Origin of the sequence: Sorangium sp. So ce119, from assembly GCF_051524405.1 — a bacterium.
In the GTDB taxonomy this organism is placed as follows: domain Bacteria; phylum Myxococcota_A; class Polyangia; order Polyangiales; family Polyangiaceae; genus Sorangium; species Sorangium cellulosum_G.
Genome location: NZ_CP150310.1, coordinates 11143189 through 11162135, shown reverse-complemented (window position 1 = coordinate 11162135; position 18947 = coordinate 11143189). Strand labels below are relative to the sequence as shown.

The window sequence follows — 18947 nt, the reverse complement described above, 5'->3', positions numbered from 1 at the left end:
TCACTCGGCGTACATCGCCTCGATCTCGCGCGCAAAGTTCCGGGTCACATTGCGCCGCTTGATCTTGAGCGTCGGCGTCAGCTCGCCGTCCTCGATGGTGAAGCCGCGCGGCAGGATCGTGAACTTCTTGATCGTCTCGACCTGCCCGAGCTGGCCGTTCACCTCGTCGACGGCCCGCTGCACGCACTCCCGGATCGCGCCCGCGTCGCGCGGGAGATCGCCGCTCAGCCCGCGCTCGTCCGCGACGCGCTTCACGGCGTCGGGGGCGAGCACCACCAGGGCCGTGAGGAACTTTCGCCCGTCGCCGACGACCACCGCCTCGGCGATGAGGTCGTGGCGCTTCAGCGCCTCCTCGATGTTCCGGGGCGAGACGTTCTTTCCGCCGGCGGTGATGAGGATCTCCTTCTTTCGCCCGGTGATGTGGAGGAACCCCTCCTCGTCGAACCTGCCGAGATCCCCGGAGCGGAGCCAGCCGTCGACCAGGGTCTGCGCGGTCGCCTCCGGGTCCTTGTAGTAGCCGAGGAACACGTTCGGCCCCTTCACGAGGATCTCGCCGTCGTCGGCGATCTTCACGTCCACGCCCGGCACGACCGGGCCCACGGAGCCGAGCTTGGTCCTGCCCTGCACGTTGTAGCTCGTGGGGCCGGTCACCTCGGACTGACCGTAGACCTCGGTGATCAGGAGATCGATCGACGCGAAGAACTCGAGGACCTCCGTCGCGATGGGGGCCGCGCCGGTGCTGCACGCGTGCGCCCGGTCGAGCCCCAGGGCGGCCTTCACCTTCGCGTAGACCAGCTTGTCGAAGAGGCGATGCTGCGCCGCGAGCAGCGGCCCCGGCGGCTCGCCCCGGGCGCGGAGCTGCGTGTGCTGGAGCGCGACGCGCCTCGCCTGCTCCAGCGTGATCTTCTGCAGGCCCTTCGCGGCGGAGAGCTTCGCGCCGACGCCGGCCATCATCTTCTCCCAGACGCGCGGGACCCCGAAGAAGGCGGTCGGCCGCACCTCCTTGAGGTTGTCCGCGAGCGCGTCCATCGACTCGGCGAAGTACACGGCCAGGCCGACCGAGGCCGGCAGGTGGATCGTGAACATCTGCTCGGCGATGTGCGAGAGCGGCAGGTAGGACAGCATCACGTCCCAGGGCGAGAGCGGGATGATGCGCGCCGACACGTCGGCCACGCTCGTGAGGTTCTCGTGGCTCAGCATCACGCCCTTCGGCGGCCCCACGGTCCCGGAGGTGTAGATCAGCGTCGCGAGCCCCCGCGGCTCGATCGCGTCGATCCGCTGCTCGATCTGCTCGTCCGAGACGCGGCTGCCCCGCGCGAGGAACTCGTCCCAGGACAGGACCCGCGGATCGCCCCCGGGCTCCGCGCCCCGCATCAGCACCGCCCACTCGAGCTGCGGCATGCGGTCCCACTGGCTCAGGACCTTCTCGAGCTGGCGCCTGTTCTCGACCAGCACCACCTTCGAGGCCGCGTGGTGGACGATGTGGCGCACCTCCTCGGGCGAGCACGTCGTGTAGACGCCCGCGGGGGCGCCCCCGACCGCCATGCAGGCCACGTGGAGCACCACCCACTCGGGCCGGTTGAAGCCGAGGAGGCTCACCGTCGCGCCGGGCTCGACGCCGAGCGCGATGAGCGACCGGGCGGCGCGCCGCACCTCGCTCGCGTACTCCCGGAAGCTGGTCATCCTCCAGAAGCCGCCCTCCTTGACGTAGTGGGCTGGCGCCTCGGGCCGCATCTTCGCCTGGCTCAGCAGGCGCCGCGGAATCGAGTCACAGGGCATCGGCTACCTCGTTCAAGAGCAAACGGTGCGCAAGCATAGGCGAACTTCCTACATCCTCCTCACGAGGACCAGGAGCCGCACGGATCGTGATGTCCCTCACACTAGCAGGAATCGCGTCCCCTTGCGGAGGGCGGAACGGCTCCGCTGCGCACGTCTGCCCAGCACGCCTCGCCCACGCGCTCCGCGGGGTGGCGCGCGCTCCGCGGGTGGCGAGCCCGGACGCGCGCGCGGGTGCAGATCGGACAAGTCATGGTTATCGCTGCGGTTACCGGCTGGACGTCGGCTCGCCGCCGTGGACGCGCGATCGCCGTCCGCCCGCGGCTGTGCAGGCAATTTCCTGCGCCGCCGTCAGCTTGACTGCACGTCTCTGGATCAGGACCATTCGGCGGTGAGCGAGCAGAAGAGGACGGCCCCGGACGCTGACTGGGCGGTGGACTCCGCCCGTAGCGACGAGCTCGCCGCCTCTGGCCCGCCGGAGCATGTGCAGGCGTCGATCGAGGGCCGGACCCTGCGGTCCAGCCAGCTCCAGGTGCCCGGGCTCGCCGAGCCCCCGCCGACGGTCCCGATGCGGCGCCCGGACCGCGACGCACCGACGGCCGTCGGCCGGGACGCGCCGCCGGACCCGTCCCCCTCCCCTGCCGACCGGCGCTCGCGGAGCCTCGGCAAGTACCGGTTCATCGCGACGCTCGGGCGCGGCGGCATGGCGGACGTGCACCTGGCGGTCGCGGTGGGGCCGGCGGGCTTCAGCAAGCTGCAGGTCATCAAGCGCCTCCGGCCCAACATCGCCGACGAGCCCGAGTTCCGGGACATGCTGCTCGACGAGGCCCGCCTCGCCGCGCGGCTGAACCACCGCAACGTCGTGCAGACCAACGAGGTCGGCCTCGCGGACGGCGAGTACTTCATCGCCATGGAGTACCTCGACGGGCAGCCGCTGAGCCGGGTGATCTCCCGCGCGCGCGAGCAGGAGCGCGCGCTCCCGCTCGCCGTGCTGCTCTGGATCCTCGGCGAGGTGCTGGCCGGCCTCCACTACGCCCACGAGCTCGCCGACTACGACGGGACGCCGCTCAACGTCGTTCACCGCGACGTCAGCCCGCACAACATCTTCATCACGTACGACGGTCAGGTGAAGATCGTCGATTTCGGGATCGCGCTCGCCGCGCACCGGGTCGTCGAGACGCAGGCGGGCACGCTGAAGGGCAAGGTCGCCTACATGGCGCCGGAGCAGGCGTTCTCGCACTCCTCCGAGATCGACCGGCGCGCGGACATCTTCTCGGTCGGCGTCATCCTGTGGGAGATGGTCGCCGGCCGTCGCCTCTGGCGCGGGCTGTCGGACCCTCAGATCATCACGCGGTTGATGGGGGACATCCCGGACGTGCGGTCCGCGCGCCCCGAGGTGCCCTTCGAGCTCGCGCGCATCTGCGGCCGGGCGCTCGCCCGCGCGCGCGACCAGCGCTATCCGACGGCCGCCGAGCTCCGGGCGGAGCTCGATCGCTGCGCGGAGCGCCTCCGGGAGCAGGTGACGGCCGAGCAGGTCGGCGGGCTCGTGCGCGAGCTGTTCGCCAGCGAGCGGGCCGAGATCCGGACGATCATCGATCGGCAGCTCAAGCGTCTGCAGGAGCCGGACGCGGGAGGCGCAGAGCTCGGCCACGCCTCGAAGCTGCCGGCGCTGCCCGTGCGCGAGTCGAACGACTCGTATCCTCCTCCGCCGGACGACGGGGCGGCCACGGGCTCTTCGCCCTCGGAGCCTGCCCGTCGTGTGCAGCGATCGAACCCTCCGCAGGGGACGCTCCACGCCGTGGTGCGCACGGAGCCGATCGCCGCCGCCCGGCCCGAGCCTGCGCGGCGGCGCTCCCGGCTGCCGCTGCTCGCGGCCGCGGCGGTCATCGCGCTCATCGGCGCGGGCACGCTCTACGCGAAGCTGCGCGAGCCGGTCCGGCAGCGCCTCGTCACGACCGCGCCGCCGGCCGAGAGCGCGCCGCCGGCCGAGAGCGCGCCGCCGGCCGAGAGCGCGCCGCCGGCCGAGAGCGCGCCGCCCGCGCAGGCGCCGTCCTCGCCCAGCGCCGCGCCCTCCCCGCCAGCGGCCGGGAGCAGCGCGCCGGTCGCGGAGGCGGACACCGCGTTCCTCCGCGCGTCGATCAGGGCGCGCCCTGCCAGCGCGAGGATCTTCCTCGACGGGGTGGAGCTCCCCTCGAACCCGTTCGAGGCCAAGCTCGTCAAGGACGGCGCGGCGCACCGGCTCGAGTTCACCGCTCCGGGACACATCACGCAGCGGCGCATGCTCGTGTTCGACAAGGACCTCGATCTCGAGGTGACGCTCTACCTGGCGCAGCGAGGGCCGGCCCCCTCCCCCGCGACCACAGCCACAGCCACGGCGACCTCTCAGGGCACCACGCCCCCCGCCGAGGTCGATCCGACCGTCCCGCCGCCGAAGCCCGATCCGTACTGACGGCGTCAGCGGCCTCGCTCGACGGCGAGGGGCCTCGCCGCAACCAGGCGGATTTGTTCGTTTTTCCGCTTCCCGTTCCGGTCCCGACGCCGCCCCGCGGCGGCTACAGGTCCTGGTACCCGGTGGGCGGATCGACGAGCTTCGCCGCCTTCGCGACGCCGCGGAACACGTAGTCGGAGTAGCTGTACGGCCCGTCCGACCACACGAGGAAGTCGTCCGCGAGCAGCCCGTTCGGCGCTCCCTCGCAGAGCTCCGGCGCCGCGAGGACGGGGCCCTCGTTGTAGATCGGCGCCGACGCGTTCACCTCCTCCTCGGCCTCCTCCATGGCGGCCAGCGCGCCGGCGTGCCGGTCCGCGTCGAGCTCGTCCACGGGGTACAGCTCCCAGTCGAGCAGCACGAGCTCCGGGTGCGGCGGCTCGTTCGGCGGGGACAAGAAGGGCGCATGGGTGGCCTCGGGGAGGCCCGTGCGCGCGAGCGCCTCGAGCAGGCGGCTCCGGTAGCGCGCCGCCGCCTCGTCCGGCGTCCAGAAGGCCGTGAGGACGGCGATCACCTCCTCGGTCCTCGCCTCGCGCCACAGCGAGGGGTCGCGCGATCCGAGCTCGAGCCCGCGCTCCTTCCTGAGACGCGCCTCGAACGCCGCGGCGTGCGGCGCGAACTCCGGCAGCTCGGCGAGGGCGTGATCGACGGACCAGTGGAGCCGATGATCGACCTCGCGCACGTACCGGTGCTTGCCGAGGGCGCGGAGGAGTCGGGCGATTTCGTCGGGTGTGCGCGCAGCGAACGACCAGGCAAGCATCATGGGGCAGGGCTCATCGATCCGTGCAGGGGACCGTGCGGGGACTCGTGCGGAGAATCATGCGGGGAACACGCGCCGAGCTGGCCCGCCGGCGCCGGTCAGGCGACGGCGGGCGCGCGCGGCGAGCGCCTCGGCAGCGTGAATTTCCATCGCACGGCCGCGGTGTCGATCACTTCTTGCCGGGCACGTGCCAGACCCCGGCGAACCACACAAGGGATCCGTCTGCGCGGCGCACGGTGGCGTTGGGAGCGAAATACGCGCCCGGCGGCACGGGCTCCCAGCGGCCCGGCTGCCACGCCCAGCGGCGGCTCCGCCACTGCCACTCGCCGTCGATCCAGACGAGGCCCGGCTTCTCGGGCGGCGAGATGATCTCGACCCGCGCCGGGGGCGGCGGGTACGGCACCACCACCGCGGGCTCGCTCGGCAGGTGGGGGCCGGTCGGGGGCACCGGGAGCGAGCTGCCGCAGCCGGCGAGGAGGAGGAGCGCGAGCGGGAGCCCGGGCGCGCGGCGGAGCAGGGCGTTCATCCAGCGTCGATCCATGTGAAATACGCCTCGAGGACGTCGCGCCCGGCGAGCAGGTACTCCAGCGTCGCGAGCGCGAGGAACGGTCCGAACGCGATGCGGGCCTGGCCGAACCCCTCGCCAGGCTCGTCCGCGAGCGGATCTTGCGCGAGCTCCTCCTCGGCGGCGGCGCGCTCCTCGGGGGTCATCGCCGCGAGCTCGACGCGGATCTGCTCCCGCTCGAGGCGCACCGCCTCGGGCTCCTCGATGCTCCCGCGCAGGAGCAGCATCGCGATCGCCACGAGCGAGCCCTGGACGGCGCCGGCGCCGAGCACGAAGAGCGCGCCGCCCCAGCCGAACCAGGCGCCCGCCAGCATGAGGAGCTTCGCGTCGCCGAGGCCCATGCCGACGCGGCCGCCGCGGATCCGCGGGTAGATCACGACGAAGGGGAGCCAGACGATGGCGAAGCCGGCCGCCGCGCCGAGGAGCGCGTCGGCGAAGCCCATCGAGCGCAGCGAGGCGGTGGCGACGCCGAGCACCGCGCCGCCGATCGTGATCCCGTCGGGGATGTACATGTGCTCGAGATCGATGAACGTCGCCGCGAGCAACCCGAGCGCGAGCGCGAGGTCGGCGGTGTAGATCGCGAGCGCCCGGAGGGCCGGCGTCGTCTCGGGGAGCCGGAGGATGATGACCTCGAGGATCGCGAGCGACAGGACGCCGCCCGCCGCCTCGACGAGCGGGTACCGCGGCGACACGGGCGCCTTGCAGCAGCGGGCGCGGCCGCGCAGCAGCAGGTAGCTGAGGACCGGGATGTTGTCGAAGGCGCGGATCGGCGTGCCGCACGCGGGGCAGCGCGAGCCCGGGCGGACGACGCTGAGCTCGCGCGGGACGCGGTGGATGACGACGTTGAGGAAGCTCCCCCAGAGCAGCCCGAAGCAGATCGCGAAGGCGCGCAGGAACCACGGGGGGAAGTCGGCGAGCATCACCGGCGGATCATGTCCTGGAGGCGGCGAGCTTGAGCATCATCGTGAGCGCCTGCTCGAGCTCCGCGGCGGTGGGCTGCACGGGGTTCTCGGAGAGCGCCGCCTTGAGGTCGACGAGGCGGCCGCCGAGCTCCTGGTAGTGGCGGCGTACGCCCTCGGTCGGCGCCTCGGCGACCCACCGCTTCACGATCTCGCGCAGCTCGTCGAGATCGCTGCCGGCGAGGAGCTGCGCCATCTGCGAGGCCATCGGATCCGGTGCGCCGCTCACGCCCTGCCCCATGGCGGCCAGCATAGCGCGGGCGCTTTGACGGGCGAGGGGTCCTGCGACATAAGGCGGAGCGCTTTCGAGGACGTTCGAGGAACCGTCGAGGAAGCATTCGAGGAATGGTGCCGACGAGGACGCCTGCCTTTTTCCTGAGCCTGATGGTCGCCGCCGGCGTCGCCGGAGGGGCCGGGTGCGGGCGCACAGACCAGCAGCAGCAGCAGCAGGCCGGGGAGAGGCGCGCGGACGGAGGCGCCCCGGTGGCGCTCGCCCCGCAGGGCAAGGTGCTCGAGGCGGCCGAGAACGAGTCGCCCGCGGCCAGCGCGACGCCGCGGGCCGGCGCGGCGGCGGCGGGGCCGGCGCGCATCGAGATCCCGGCCGGGAAGCTCGTCGCGGGCAGCACGCCCGGGGACAAGGGGCGCGATCCGGCGCTCGAGCCGGCGCTGCTCGAGGTCGAGCTGGGCGGCTTCACCATCGACCGCGCCCTGTACCCGAACGATCCGGCGCAGCCTCCGCTCACGGGCGTGACGCGGGCGCGCGCCTCGGAGCTCTGCCAGCAGGCCGGCGGGAGGCTGTGCACCGAGCTGGAGTGGGAGCGCGCGTGCAAGGGCCCCGAGGGGACGCCCTACGCCGGCGGCGCGGCGTGGGATCCGGCGTGCGCCAAGGCGCCGGCGTCGTGCGCGTCGGGGTTCGGCGTCGTCGGCATGGGGGCCGCGCTGCGCGAGTGGACCGCGAGCGACGTCGCGCCGATCGAGAACCTCCAGCCCAAGGCGGCCGCCGTTCGGGGGGCCACGGCGAGCGCGAGCGGCGTGGATCACCGGTGCGCGCGCCGCGCGGCGGTCGATCCGGGCGCGTCGGGCGACGACATCGGCTTCCGGTGCTGCCACGGCGCGCCGAACGCGGCGTCGATCCCGTCGCCGCAGTGGCAGCAGACGTTCCGGCGCGCGGAGATCGGGCCGCAGCAGGTCGCCGAGCTGCTCGCGTCGGTGCCGCAGCTGCGCGATCTCGGCGGGGAGATCTCGTTCTTCAAGGAGCCCGACGACGTGAACCTCGTGCTCGGCCGCGGCCGGACGCGGCTCTCGCCGGGCGGGACCCCGGCGGTCCAGTCCGACGGGGGCCCGCCGCCGAACACGACGCTCACCACGGCGCCGCTGCTCTGGAACCCGGTCCCGGGCGAGGAGGTGCTCGTGGTGACGGGGAAGTCCGACGACGACGCGTTCATCGTCGCGTTCCTGAGGCTCCCCGGCGAGCGCTACCGGATCGCCTCGTCGCTGCTGCTGAAGGGCGACCCGGGGCCCATCGCGCTCGGCTTCAACGGCTACGTGCGGCGGCGGCTCTCGTGGGCGACGTGCTGGGACTGCCGCGGCGAGGCGGGCAACGTCACGTACCGGGACGACAACCGCGTCGTGATCACGCAGAAGTGAGCGCGGCGGCGCGGGCGTGGGCGCGCCGTGGCGTGGAGGCGAGCGCGCGGCGCGCACGAGCGCGCCCGCGGCCGAGCAGCGGCCGTCCCGGGTCGCTCAGGGGGCGGGGCCGAACAGCGCGTGCCGGTACGTCGCGGCGTACTCGATGATCCGCTCGACCGCGTCGACGAACTCGGAGCGGTCCAGCGACTCGGTCGGCAGCTCGGCGCACAGCAGGATCTCGTTTCGCTCGTCGAGCGCGAATTTTGCGATGCGCATGTCCCGGTTCGCCTCGAGCAGGTGGCGGAGCAGACCGACCACCTGGCCGGTGTCCTCGACCAGGGGAGTCAGCATGGCGTCGCCCTCGGCGCCGCCCTGCGGTTCGATCCGATCGAGCACGCCGAACATCGAGAGCACGATCCAGTTCTCCGTGCACTGGACGTAGAACGGCGGGAGCTCGACGATCCCCTCCTCGCGCGGGCGGATGCGCAGGGTCGACGCCTTCTCCAGCTCCGCGCTGTAGCCGATGTCGTTCGTCCAGCGCTGCAGGATCGTCACGTCGATCACGGCTTGCGTGATCGCCCTGCGGCCGCCGGAGATCAAGATGCGGCGAGCGGGAGGTCAGGTGCAGGTGAGCGCCGGGCGCGCGACGTCCGACCACGCTGGAGCCGACACACGCATATACGGAGCGGCCGAAGCGCCGAGGGGCCACGGCTCCGGCGCCGCGGATTTCACTGCGCCGCAGCGGCAGATCGCGCCGGGCCGGCGGCGCGCCGGCAGGACGCGGCGCTACAGGCTGAGGACGGCGTCCTCTCCCCGGTCGGCGATCTTCGTCTCGATGAGGCTGAGCAACGCCTGCCTGCGCTCCTCGAGCTCGACGAGGGCGCGCGGCGGCACGAGCTCCTCCTCGATGCCGCCGGGGCGCAGCGCCGCGGCGGCCTCCTCGGGGCCGAAGCGCGCGAGCGCGTCGCGGAGCGCCCGGGGGAACCGCGCGGCTTCGATCAGGCGCTCGAGCTGCCGATCGAGCTCGTGCGCCCTCACGTGCAGCGGGAAGGCGCTCGCGTTGGCCTCCAGGCTCAGCGCCCCGGCGCCGACGTCGATGACGATCTCCTTCCGGAGCCCGTTGCCGGCCAGGTAGTCGAGCGCGAGCACCTCCAGGTAATCGCGGAGGATCGGGGCGCGCTCGCCGCGCGCAGGCGACGGAGCGCGCGCCCAGCGCGCCCACACGTCGAGCTCGGGCGCGTCGTCGAAGCGTATCGACCGGCGGCGAGGCGCCGCCCAGCGCGGGCCGGGTGGACCGGGAGCGGGCGCGAGGACCAGCGCGTCGACCGTCCCGTCGTTCATGACCGCGAAGCGACGCAGCAGCTTGCGAGCGGCTGGATCCCGGCCGATGAGCGACGCGAGCTCGCCGATGCCGATCCGGCGCGCCGCAGCCGCGGGCACGACGTGCGCGCCGAGCGCCCGCGCGAGGCGGTAGAACGCGACCGGACGCCGGAACGCGAGCGGGTTCTTCTTCAGCGCCGGCGCGAGCTTCACCTTGACCTCGCGCGCGGCCGCGCCGCCCTCCGCCGCGTCGAGCGCCAGCGTCGCCTCGAAGCGGCCGTCCGTGGGCTTGCCCGTGAGCCGCAGCGCGCGCAGCGGCGAGCGCTGGAGATCGCGTGCGGTGCGCGCGTCCCCGGCGGCGTCGGCGATCGGCGCGGGAGGCGCCGGCGGCTCACCCGACGATCGCGCCGGGGGCGAGGCCGTCGCGGGCGCGACCTCGGCGTCGGCGAGCGGCGCGATCGCGCCGTCGGGCGCGCCGCTCCGCTCGGACGGGCGCCGCGCGCACGAGGCCGCGAGCAGCGCCGCGGCGACGAGCAAGCCCCGCGCGGCCGCGCCGCGGAGGCGCCGCGGCGATCCGCGCGCTGGTCCGGGCGCGCGCTCGCCTCGCGCGCGCCGGTTCATGGGCCCTTCGAGGGTCCGCGCGGATCGCCCGGCGACGTCCCTTCGTCCGCGCTCGCCCCGCCCGAGGTCCCGCCGAAGACGCGCTCGAGCAGGAACTGCTCCACGCGCTCGATGACCATCTTCTTGCGCTCCAGCGGGACGACGTGCGTCCCGCCGCTCACCATCATCAGCTCTCCGCGAGGCAGCGCCGCCGCCATCTCCTCGGCGAGCCGAGGCGGGGTGAACGTGTCGCGATCGCCGGCGATCACCAGCGCAGGAACGTCGATCTGGGGGAGCAGATCGAGCGTCGAGTGCTCGCCCGCGCTGCGCAGCATGTGGAGGAACATCGAGAAATCGATGTCGACCATGTGCCGCATGTACGGCAGCAGATCCGCCGGGGTGACCGCGCTCGCGTCGACCTCGCGCGCGAGCAGCGCGATCCGCAGCGCCATCGGCGCGGGCACGCGGCTCCAGATCGCGCGCGCGATGTGCGGGTACGCGTCGACCTGCTCGATCACGCGTGGCAACAGCTGCGCGAGCACGTCCGTGCCCTTGAAGTGGTGCGTGATCCTGCCGGACGAGCCGCAGATCAGCACGAGCCCGCGGACCCCCTCGCGGTGGGTCCGCAGGTGCTCCAGGATGACCTGGCACCCCATCGAGTGCCCGAAGAGCACCACAGGGCCGCCGCCGATCGCCGCGCGCACCGCGGCGAGATCGCTCGCGTGGTCGCTCAGCTCGATCGCCCGCGGATCAACAGGCAGACTGCTCCGCCCGTGTCCTCGATAGTGCCAGTGGGCGACGTTGACCGAACGCGCCAGGTCGTCCCACAGGTACTTCCAGATGAAGCCGTCACACGCGATGCCGTCACACAGCACCGCGGTGAGGCGATCCGAGCCCCCCCCGACCCCGCTGGCCAAGCTTCCGATGCCGCCGGGACCTTCCCGGTAGCGGACGTAGATCCGCGTACCGTCCTTCCCGGCGGCGAAGAGCTCTCGACCCATCGATTCCCGAGCGACGCGGCTTACGCGAAGCTCGCGGCGATGTTAGTCGCCGCTGTCCTCATCGTCAGCCACGTCATTGACACTCGGAAGCTTTTTGATGTCTATCCGCGCCAGCTTCCACGCGCGCTGCACAACCCAAGAAAGCGAGCGATCGAGCCGCGCCGCTTCCTCCTTGATTTCTTGCAGCATCGACTCCGGAAAGTAGAGGCTCTGCTTCCGCTTGTCCGTCTTCGAGGCTTCGTTGTTTTTCGCCAGCGTGTCCTTGTCGGTCATACGCTCTTGGGGCTCCTCCCGATCCGCCACAGAAGAGCACCTTAGCGTACGGCGCACTTCCGTGGAAAGCATTCGTTTTTCCGTGATGCCGATTGCGGGCACTATGTATGTAACTCCGCGATAGGCGCTCTGCGTCATGACTCCGGGAATGCGATCTTCCCCGCAATCGCGCTCGCCGCGACGATCAGGGGACTGGCCAGGTAGACCTGGCCGGGGCCGCTTCGGCCCGGGAAATTGCGGTTGATCGCCGAGACCGTGACCTGCTCCTTCCTGTCGGACACCCCCGGCCCGGCCTTGATGCAGGCTCCGCAGGAGGGGTCGACGAGCTCAGCACCAGCCTTCTGGAAGATCTCGAGGTAGCCCTTCGCCTCGGCGTAGCGGCGGATGTCCTGCGAGCCGAACTGGATGTAGAGGTGCACGCCCTCGGCGACGCGCTTGCCCTGCTCCACCGCGCGGCGCAGCACCGACGCGTACATGTCCATGTCGGCCTTCTTGCCGCCCGTGCACGAGCCGCCGTACGCGATGTCGATCTTCACGTCGCCGCCGGAGACCTCGCGCAGCGATCGCAGCGGGACGCCGTTCCGCGGATCGCCGGGCGTCGCGACCATCGGCTCGATCGACGCGAGATCGACGTCGAACGTCGCCACGTACTCCGCGCCGGGATCCGCGCGGACGACGCGCGCGCGCACGTCGTCCGCGGCGAGCCCGCGCTGCGCGACGAGGTAGCGCACGATCTCCTCGTCGGCCTCGATGATCCCGGTGAAGCCGCCCGCCTCGACGGCCATGTTCGTGAGCGTCGCGCGCTCGTCGAGGCCCATCGCGCGCGCGCCGTCGCCCGCGAACTCGAGCACCTTGCCGATGCCCTGCCCCGTCTTCCAGAACGGCTGCGAGAGCAGGAACAGCATCACGTCCTTCGCCGTGACGCCCGGCCCGAGCCGCCCGGTCAGGTTGAAGCGCGCCGACTGCGGCACCGCCACGCGCACGTCGCGCGTGAGCCACGCGTTCGCCATGTCGGTCGATCCGACGCCGAAGGCGAAGCACCCGAGCGCCCCCGCCATGCACGTGTGCGAGTCGGTCCCGGCCACGATCTGCCCCGGCAGCGCGAGCTCCTCGATCACCTTGTTGTGGCAGATGGCCTCCGAGCCCACCGTCCTGCCGTCGCGCTCGACCTCGCCGTACAGCTTGACGCCGTGCCGCTCCGTGAAGGCCTGCTGCACCGTCGCGAGCGAGGCCGCCTGCTCCCGCAGGCCGAGCTTGAGGTGCGCCTCCGGCATCACGCGATCGAGGAACGTGAGGTGATCGCGGAACGCGAAGACGCTCTCCGGCTCGCTCACGACCGCGTCGGGCCCGAAGCCCGCCCGGAAGAGCGACTCGGCCATCGGCGTGACGTACTCGTGCGAGAAGCGCACGTCGGTGCGGACGAAGAGCGCGTCGCCGGGCTTCACCGCCGGCACCCCGATCTTGCCCGCCCGGGCGTCGACGATCGCGTGCGCCGCGATGATCTTCTCGCACAGGGTCATCGGCCGCGGCGGCGTGGCGAGCGTGGGCGGCGAGACCTCGCCGGCCATCCGCGCCTTGTTGTAGGCGAAGAGCCCCCCGTACTCGACGACGTCGGCGCTGATCGGGTCGAGCCCGCGCGTGAACTCGCCGATCGGGATCTCCTCGCCGCGCGCGAGCCGATCGAGGAGCGAGAAGTCGGTCGTCGTGAGCAGCCCGATGTTCTGGCAGTTCTGGCCGTAGATCTTCTCGACGCTGCGCGCGACGACGATCTGGATCCCGGCCTCGCGCTCCGAGTACGGCGCCGTCTCGCGCGAGCTGCCGCACCCCTTCGAGCGCCCGCTGACGATGACCCCGAAGCCGCCGTTCTTGATGGCGTCGCGCTCGATGTGCCCGCCGCGCAGGCCGACCAGGCAGTACCGGGCGAGCGTCTCGTCGTAGTAGTAACAGACCCACCCGGGCGTGAGCTCGTCGGTCGAGATGTTGTCGATCAGCGCGTGCTGCCCGGGCTCGAAGCGGATCTCGCCGCCCGCGAGCTGCTTCTTCAGCAGCTCCGGATCCTCGGTCAGGTAGAGGATCCTCCCGGTGACGTGAACCGACTTCCGACGCGGGATGGGCATCTGCACCTCGGACGCCCCGGAGCGCGGGGCAGCGCGCTGGGGACCCGATCACACCTAGTCGCTCTGCGCGGAGGCGCCAACCGTGGTCTTCGCGGCCGCGCTCGGCGCTCGGCGCACCTCACGCTCCCGGATGGAAATCCAGCGTGCGGCGGGCGCGCCGCGCGGGGGCCGCGCCTTGACGGCGCCCCGGGGAGGTGGTGTCTTCGCGGCCGCCGCCGGTCCGCGAGCGATGACCCGACCCACGATTTCCAGCACTTCCGTCGCGATCCTGGGAGCCGGCCTGACGGGCATGGCGGCCGCGTACCACCTCGGCCGGGCCGGCGTGCCGCACCGGGTCTTCGAGCGCCTGCCGCGCCCGGGCGGTCACGCGATCACCGTCGAGGACGATGGGTTCCGTTTCGACCGGACAGGCCACCTCCTCCACCTGCGCGACCCCGCGACCCGGGAGCTCGCGCTCGGCTGGCTGGGCCCGGACCCGCTCGAGATCGAGCGGCGCTCGATGATCTGGTCGAATGGCACGTACACCCGCTATCCGTTCCAGGCGAACACCTTCGGGCTGCCGCCCGCGGTCGCCTACGAGTGCCTCCGCGGCTTCATCGAGGCGCACTTCGCGGCGAGCCGGCCCGAGCCCAGGAACTTCGAGGAGTTCTGCCTGGCGCACTTCGGCGAGGGGATCAGCCGCCACTTCATGATCCCCTACAACAGCCGCCTCTGGGGGGTGCACCCGAGCGAGATCACCGCCGCCTGGTGCTCCCGCTTCGTCCCGCTGCCGAAGCTCGAGGACGTGCTCGCCGGGGCGGTCGGGCTGAACGACCGGGAGCTCGGCTACAACGCGAAGTTCCTCTACCCGCGGCTCGGCATCGGGCAGCTCACGCACGGGCTCGCGCGGGCGCTCGCCGAGCAGCGGCCGCGGGACGCGGGCACACCGGCGCTCGAGCTCGGCCGCGCTCCGATGGCGATCGACTGGCGCGCGAGAGAGCTCGTGTTCGACGATGAGATCGTCCGGTACGACGTGCTCGTGTCCTCCGCGCCGCTGCCCGCGCTCGTGAGGCTCCTCTCCGATGCGCCGCGCGCGGTCGGCGAGGCCGCCTCGCGGCTGCGCTGCACGCACCTCTACTACCTCGACGTGGCGCTCGACACCCCGTGCGGGCAGCCGCTGCACTGGGTGTACGTGCCGGAGGCGAAGTACCCGTTCTACCGGGTGGGCTGCTACTCGAACTTCTCCGCTTCCATGGCGCCCCCGGGCAAGGCTTGCCTCTACGTCGAGCTCGCCGACCGCGCCGAGCCCGATCTCGCGGCGCTGCTCCCGCGCGTCGCCGACGGCCTCGTCGAGATGGGCCTCATCCCGGCCCCGAGCGCCGTTCGCTTCGCGCGGCTGCGCCGCATCGACCACGCGTACGTCGTGTTCGACCACAGCTACTTCGAGTCGCTGGAGGCGGTGCGTCCGTTCCTCGAGGGCCAGCGCATCCTCTCGTGCGGGCGCTACGGCGGCTGGAACTACTCCTCGATGGAGGACGCCCTCCACTTCGGGCGGGACGCCGCGCACAGGGCGCAGGCGCTCCTCGGAGGCGCGCCGTGAGCGCCGCCGAGCCTGATCGCCCGCGCGCGGGCGAAGCGCCGGAGATCTCCATCATCATCCCCGTCTACAACGAGGAGGCGATCCTCCACGCCGCCGTCGTGGACCTGCGCGAGCGGCTGTCGCCGCTCGGCTGGCGCTGGGAGCTCGTGCTCGCCGAGAACGGCTCGCGCGACGGGACGCTCGCCATCGCCGGAGAGCTCGAGGGCAAGTACCCGGAAGTGCGCCATTTTTCGATCGGCGAACCGAACTACGGGGCCGCGCTCCGCGCGGGCATCGAGCGGGCGCGCGGGCGCTTCGTGCTCTGCGACGAGATCGATCTGTGCGACGTGGACTTCCACCGGCGCGCGATCGCGATGCTGCAGGCGGGCGGGGCGGACATGGTGATCGGGTCCAAGCTCATCCGGGGCGCGCGCGACGACCGCCCCTGGGCACGGCACGCGGCGAGCCAGATGTACAACGGGCTGCTCCGCGCCACGCTCGGCTTCCGGGGGACGGACACGCACGGGCTCAAGGCGTTCGTGCGCGAGCCGCTGCTCGGGATCGCGCGCGAGTGCGTCGTGGACAAGGACGTCTTCGCCAGCGAGTTCGTCATCCGCGCCTACCGGGCAGGGCTCCGGATCGAGGAGATCCCCGTCCGCGTGCTCGAGAAGCGGCGGCCCTCGATCAACCTCTCACGGCGCGTCCCGAACGTCCTCCGCAACCTCGCGAAGCTGACCTGGGCGATCCGGATGCGCGGCTGACGGCCGGCCTCTGCCAGCATTCGGAGCGCCGAGCGCGCGGCCGAGCCCGCTCGTGGAAAAATTCTGGCATGCTATACGCCGCAGGTGACGATCGTCCTTTCGAGCGCCGCACGGCCGGCTCGCCGCGCCGACACCGATGTGGATGTCGTCGTGATCGGCGGCGGTGTGAACGGCGTCGGGGTCGCGCGTGACGCGTCGCAGCGGGGGCTGAAGGTCGCCCTCTTCGAGCGCAACGATCTCGCGTTCGGCGCGAGCGGGAACTCGAGCGGGATGATCCACGGCGGGCTCAGGTACCTGACGAGCGATCCGCACGTGACCGAGAACTCGTGCCGCGACTCGGGGCACATCCAGGCGATCGCGCCGCACCTGCTGTTCCGGATCCCGTTCCTCGTTCCATTCGAGAACGGGCGTCAGGCGCGCGTCCTGTACACGCTCGCCGACGGCTTCTTCGAGGCATACGACAAGTACCAGCCGCTCAAGCGCGGCAAGCCGCACGCGCGCCTGACGCCCGACGAGCTCCGGAGCCTCGAGCCGGGGCTCCACGGCGACCTCGTGGGCGGCTTCAGCTTCGACGAGTGGGGCATCGACGGCGCGCGGCTCTGCGTCGCGAACGCGGTCGACGCGATCGAGCGCGGGGCGAAGGTCTACGTGGGGCACACCGTCGAGCGGATCGAGCGCCGCGAGGACACCGGCGAGGTCGTCGCCGTCCGGTACCGGGACCGCAGGACCGGCGAGGGCGGGCGGCTGCGGACCAGCGTGGTGGTGAACGCGACCGGCGCGTGGTCGCCGATCACCGCGTCGCTCGCGGGCCTGCCCGCCGCGAGCTCGCGGGTGCGGCCGGGCAAGGGCGTGCACGTCGTGTTCGACCGGCGCCTCACCAACTACGCGATCATGGCGCGGACGATCGACGGGCGGCAGATCTTCGTCGAGCCGTGGGAGAACATGAGCGTCATCGGCACGACCGACGACGACTTCTACGGCGACCTCGATCAGGTCCGCGCGACGAGCGAGGAGGTCCGGTACCTCGTCCAGGGCATCGCCCGCGTGTTCCCGCAGATCCACGAGGCGCGCGCGATCGGCACGTTCGCGGGCGTGCGGCCCACGCTCTACGCCTACGGGCCGAGCGAGGATGCCCTGTCGCGCGACCACCAGGTCGTCGATCACGCGGCGCACGGCGCGCCGGGGCTCTACTCGATGATCGGCGGCAAGCTGGCCAGCTTCCGGCTCTTCGCCCAGGAGATGACCGACGTGCTCGCGCGGCGCTTCGATCTCGGCGCGCGCTGCGCGACGCACGTGACGGCGCTGCCCGGCGGCGATCGCGCGGTGGACGCGCTCGCCCTCTCGCGCCGCATGGAGATCGACGCGGTCGCCGCCCGGCGGCTCGTGTACCGGCACGGCTCGCGCGCGCTCCGGATCGAGGAGCGCGTGCGCGAGCGGCCGCGCGAGGCGGCGACGGTGTGCCCCTGCGAGCCCGTGATCGAGGCCGAGGTGCGCTACGTCCTGCGGCACGAGCTCGCGCGGAGCGTCGCCGACGTCGCGCGCCGCACGCGGCTCGGCCTCGGCGCGTGCGGGGGCATGCGCTGCGCGGCGCGGTGCGGGCAGATCGTGGCGCAGGAGCTCTCGCTCCCGCCGCGCGACGGGATGCGGCAGGCGGTGGAGTTCCTCTCGCGGCAGGCGGTGACGCGCGCCGTCGCGCTCGGCCCGGAGCAGGCGAGGCAGGAGGCGCTCGCGATCGCCAGCGTGCGGTCGGAGCTCGGCGCGCCCGCGGACCATGAGGTGACGGCGGCGGTGAGCGAGGAGAGCGAGGCGAGCGAGCGCCGCGCGCCGCGCCCCTCGAGGGAGCCGGAGGAGAGAGCGTGGCGCGATCGATCCTCGTGATCGGCGCCGGCGTCGCCGGGCTCGCCGCCGCGTGGAGCGCGCGGCGGCGCGGGGCGCGGGTCACCGTGATCTCCGCGGGCGTCGGGGAGACGGCGCTCGCGGGCGGCGCGGTGGACGACGTGCCGTGGGAGCAGGTCGAGCGGGCCGCGCGGCTGCTCGGCAGCGACCTGCCCGCCGGCGATCTCGCGCCGGCAGCGCGGCAGTTCGCGGCGGAGCTCGGCCTGTGGGACGTGCCGCAGGGGGCGGCCGCGCGCCTCGCGACCGTCGCCGGGCGGATCCGCCCGGCCCGCGGCAGGGATCGCGCGCTGCTCGATCTCGGCGCGCTGCGCCGCACGCGCGTCCTCGTTCCGCGCGCCGCGCGCGGGATGTGGGACGCCGACGCGCTCGCCGAGGCGCTCTCGGACGAGCCGTTCGCCCGGGCGCGGGGGCTGCGCTTCCTGCCGGTCGACGCGCCGGTCCTGCGCTTCGACGACGAGCGGCGGATCGCGGACGGCGACCTGGCGGCGCGGCACGACGATCCGGCGCGGCTCTCCTGGCTGCTCGAGCGGCTCCACCAGGCGCTCGAGGGCGCGGGCGGCGCGGGGGCGATCCTGCTCGGCCCGTGGCTCGGCGCGCGCGCGCCGCGGTCCGAGGCGCTCTCGGCGCGGCTCGGGGTGCCGGTGGGCGAGGCGCTGATCGGCGCCGGCTCGCCCGCGGGGCTCCGCTTCGAGGCGGCGCGCGACGCGCTGCTCGCCGCGATCGGGGCGACGCACCGCCACGGCCGCGTGCGCGCGGTCAGCGGGGGCGGCGAGGGCCGCGGCGGGATGGGAGATCCGGGCGACGGCGTGCTGGTCCACGTGGACGGCGAGGACGTGCCGCTCGCGGCGGACGCGGTGATCCTGGCGATCGGCGGCCTGGCCGGCGGCGGGGTCGCGTACGCCCCGCCCGAGCGCAGCGCCGGCCCCGACCTGCCGGCGCGCGGCGCTGTGCCGTTCGCCCTCTCGATCGCGGCGCCCGTCACGATGGGCGACGAGCGGGGCGCGATCGGCGTGGTGAGCTCCATGCAGGGCCCGGAGCTCGACGTCGTCGCCTGGCCGCGCGGCGATCGGCCGGGCGCGCTGGAGGCGGTGGGCGTGCGGTGCGAGGGCGTCCGCGCTGCCCCCGGGATCCTCGCGGCCGGGGCGGCGATCGCCGGGCGAGCGCGCACCGTGCTCGACGCGGTGACCACCGGGCTGCGCGCCGGCGCCGAGGCCTGACGCGCGCGGGGGCGTCGCGGCGCGCGTCGC

Annotated in this window: 16 protein-coding genes; 6 read left to right on the top strand and 10 right to left on the bottom strand. The window is 73.1% G+C overall.

From position 1 onward, the window contains the following. A complete protein-coding gene (locus WME76_RS42120) occupies positions 1 to 1779 on the bottom strand; it encodes an AMP-dependent synthetase/ligase (RefSeq protein WP_437957797.1) in 1779 nt (592 codons plus the stop codon). A gap of 388 nt (positions 1780 to 2167) precedes the next feature. Between WME76_RS42120 and WME76_RS42115 the strand changes: the two genes are divergently transcribed. Next, positions 2168 to 4225: a serine/threonine protein kinase gene (locus tag WME76_RS42115; protein ID WP_437957796.1), complete on the top strand. Its 2058-nt coding sequence runs from the start codon at positions 2168 to 2170 to the stop codon at positions 4223 to 4225. A 103-nt stretch (positions 4226 to 4328) separates the two neighbouring features. Here the strand turns inward: WME76_RS42115 and WME76_RS42110 are convergent, their stop codons facing one another. The 4 genes from WME76_RS42110 to WME76_RS42095 form a co-directional block, all read right to left on the bottom strand. Further along, positions 4329 to 5024 carry a hypothetical protein gene (locus WME76_RS42110; protein WP_437957795.1) on the bottom strand — a complete coding sequence of 232 codons (696 nt, stop codon included), beginning with the start codon at positions 5022 to 5024 and terminating at the stop codon, positions 4329 to 4331. Positions 5025 to 5190: 166 nt separating this feature from the next. Then, positions 5191 to 5562: a YXWGXW repeat-containing protein gene (locus WME76_RS42105; protein WP_433931946.1), complete on the bottom strand. Its 372-nt coding sequence runs from the start codon at positions 5560 to 5562 to the stop codon at positions 5191 to 5193. Next, positions 5544 to 6506 (bottom strand): prepilin peptidase, encoded by a 963-nt coding sequence (locus tag WME76_RS42100; RefSeq protein ID WP_437962222.1) that lies wholly within the window; start codon positions 6504 to 6506, stop codon positions 5544 to 5546. Before WME76_RS42100 ends, WME76_RS42105 begins: the two co-directional genes overlap by 19 nt. A 10-nt stretch (positions 6507 to 6516) precedes the next feature. Then, complete coding sequence (locus WME76_RS42095) at positions 6517 to 6786, bottom strand: hypothetical protein (protein WP_437957794.1); 270 nt, start codon at positions 6784 to 6786, stop codon at positions 6517 to 6519. Positions 6787 to 6890: 104 nt separating this feature from the next. On the opposite strand from WME76_RS42095, the gene WME76_RS42090 reads away from it, so the two are divergent. After that, positions 6891 to 8192 carry a formylglycine-generating enzyme family protein gene (locus WME76_RS42090; RefSeq protein ID WP_437957793.1) on the top strand — a complete coding sequence of 434 codons (1302 nt, stop codon included), beginning with the start codon at positions 6891 to 6893 and terminating at the stop codon, positions 8190 to 8192. Positions 8193 to 8288: 96 nt separating this feature from the next. Here the strand turns inward: WME76_RS42090 and WME76_RS42085 are convergent, their stop codons facing one another. The 5 genes from WME76_RS42085 to WME76_RS42065 all read right to left on the bottom strand — a co-directional run bounded on the left by WME76_RS42085 (position 8289) and on the right by WME76_RS42065 (position 13485). After that, the gene (locus tag WME76_RS42085; RefSeq protein ID WP_437957792.1) at positions 8289 to 8738 is read right to left on the bottom strand and encodes a YbjN domain-containing protein; all 450 of its coding nucleotides are present in this window, start codon (positions 8736 to 8738) and stop codon (positions 8289 to 8291) included. Between the two features lie 222 nt (positions 8739 to 8960). After that, positions 8961 to 10115 (bottom strand): hypothetical protein, encoded by a 1155-nt coding sequence (locus WME76_RS42080; RefSeq protein ID WP_437957791.1) that lies wholly within the window; start codon positions 10113 to 10115, stop codon positions 8961 to 8963. Next, on the bottom strand, positions 10112 to 11095 hold the full coding sequence (locus WME76_RS42075; RefSeq protein ID WP_437957790.1) for an alpha/beta fold hydrolase: 984 nt from the start codon (positions 11093 to 11095) through the stop codon (positions 10112 to 10114). Before WME76_RS42075 ends, WME76_RS42080 begins: the two co-directional genes overlap by 4 nt. Before the next feature lie 42 nt (positions 11096 to 11137). Beyond that, entirely contained in the window at positions 11138 to 11368 is a 231-nt protein-coding gene (locus WME76_RS42070; RefSeq protein WP_012241296.1) for a TIGR04563 family protein, read from the bottom strand. Between the two features lie 134 nt (positions 11369 to 11502). Then, positions 11503 to 13485 carry an aconitase family protein gene (locus tag WME76_RS42065; protein WP_437957789.1) on the bottom strand — a complete coding sequence of 661 codons (1983 nt, stop codon included), beginning with the start codon at positions 13483 to 13485 and terminating at the stop codon, positions 11503 to 11505. Between the two features lie 130 nt (positions 13486 to 13615). Between WME76_RS42065 and WME76_RS42060 the strand changes: the two genes are divergently transcribed. From WME76_RS42060 to WME76_RS42045, 4 genes are all read left to right on the top strand, one after another. Next, complete coding sequence (locus tag WME76_RS42060; RefSeq protein ID WP_437957788.1) at positions 13616 to 15064, top strand: protoporphyrinogen/coproporphyrinogen oxidase; 1449 nt, start codon at positions 13616 to 13618, stop codon at positions 15062 to 15064. Beyond that, the gene (locus WME76_RS42055) at positions 15061 to 15804 is read left to right on the top strand and encodes a glycosyltransferase family 2 protein (protein WP_437957787.1); all 744 of its coding nucleotides are present in this window, start codon (positions 15061 to 15063) and stop codon (positions 15802 to 15804) included. The genes WME76_RS42060 and WME76_RS42055 overlap by 4 nt, the downstream gene beginning before the upstream one ends. An 84-nt stretch (positions 15805 to 15888) precedes the next feature. Further along, on the top strand, positions 15889 to 17682 hold the full coding sequence (locus WME76_RS42050) for a glycerol-3-phosphate dehydrogenase/oxidase (protein ID WP_437957786.1): 1794 nt from the start codon (positions 15889 to 15891) through the stop codon (positions 17680 to 17682). Next, positions 17661 to 18917: an FAD-binding protein gene (locus tag WME76_RS42045; protein WP_437957785.1), complete on the top strand. Its 1257-nt coding sequence runs from the start codon at positions 17661 to 17663 to the stop codon at positions 18915 to 18917. Before WME76_RS42050 ends, WME76_RS42045 begins: the two co-directional genes overlap by 22 nt. The last annotated feature ends 30 nt before the right edge of the window (positions 18918 to 18947 follow it).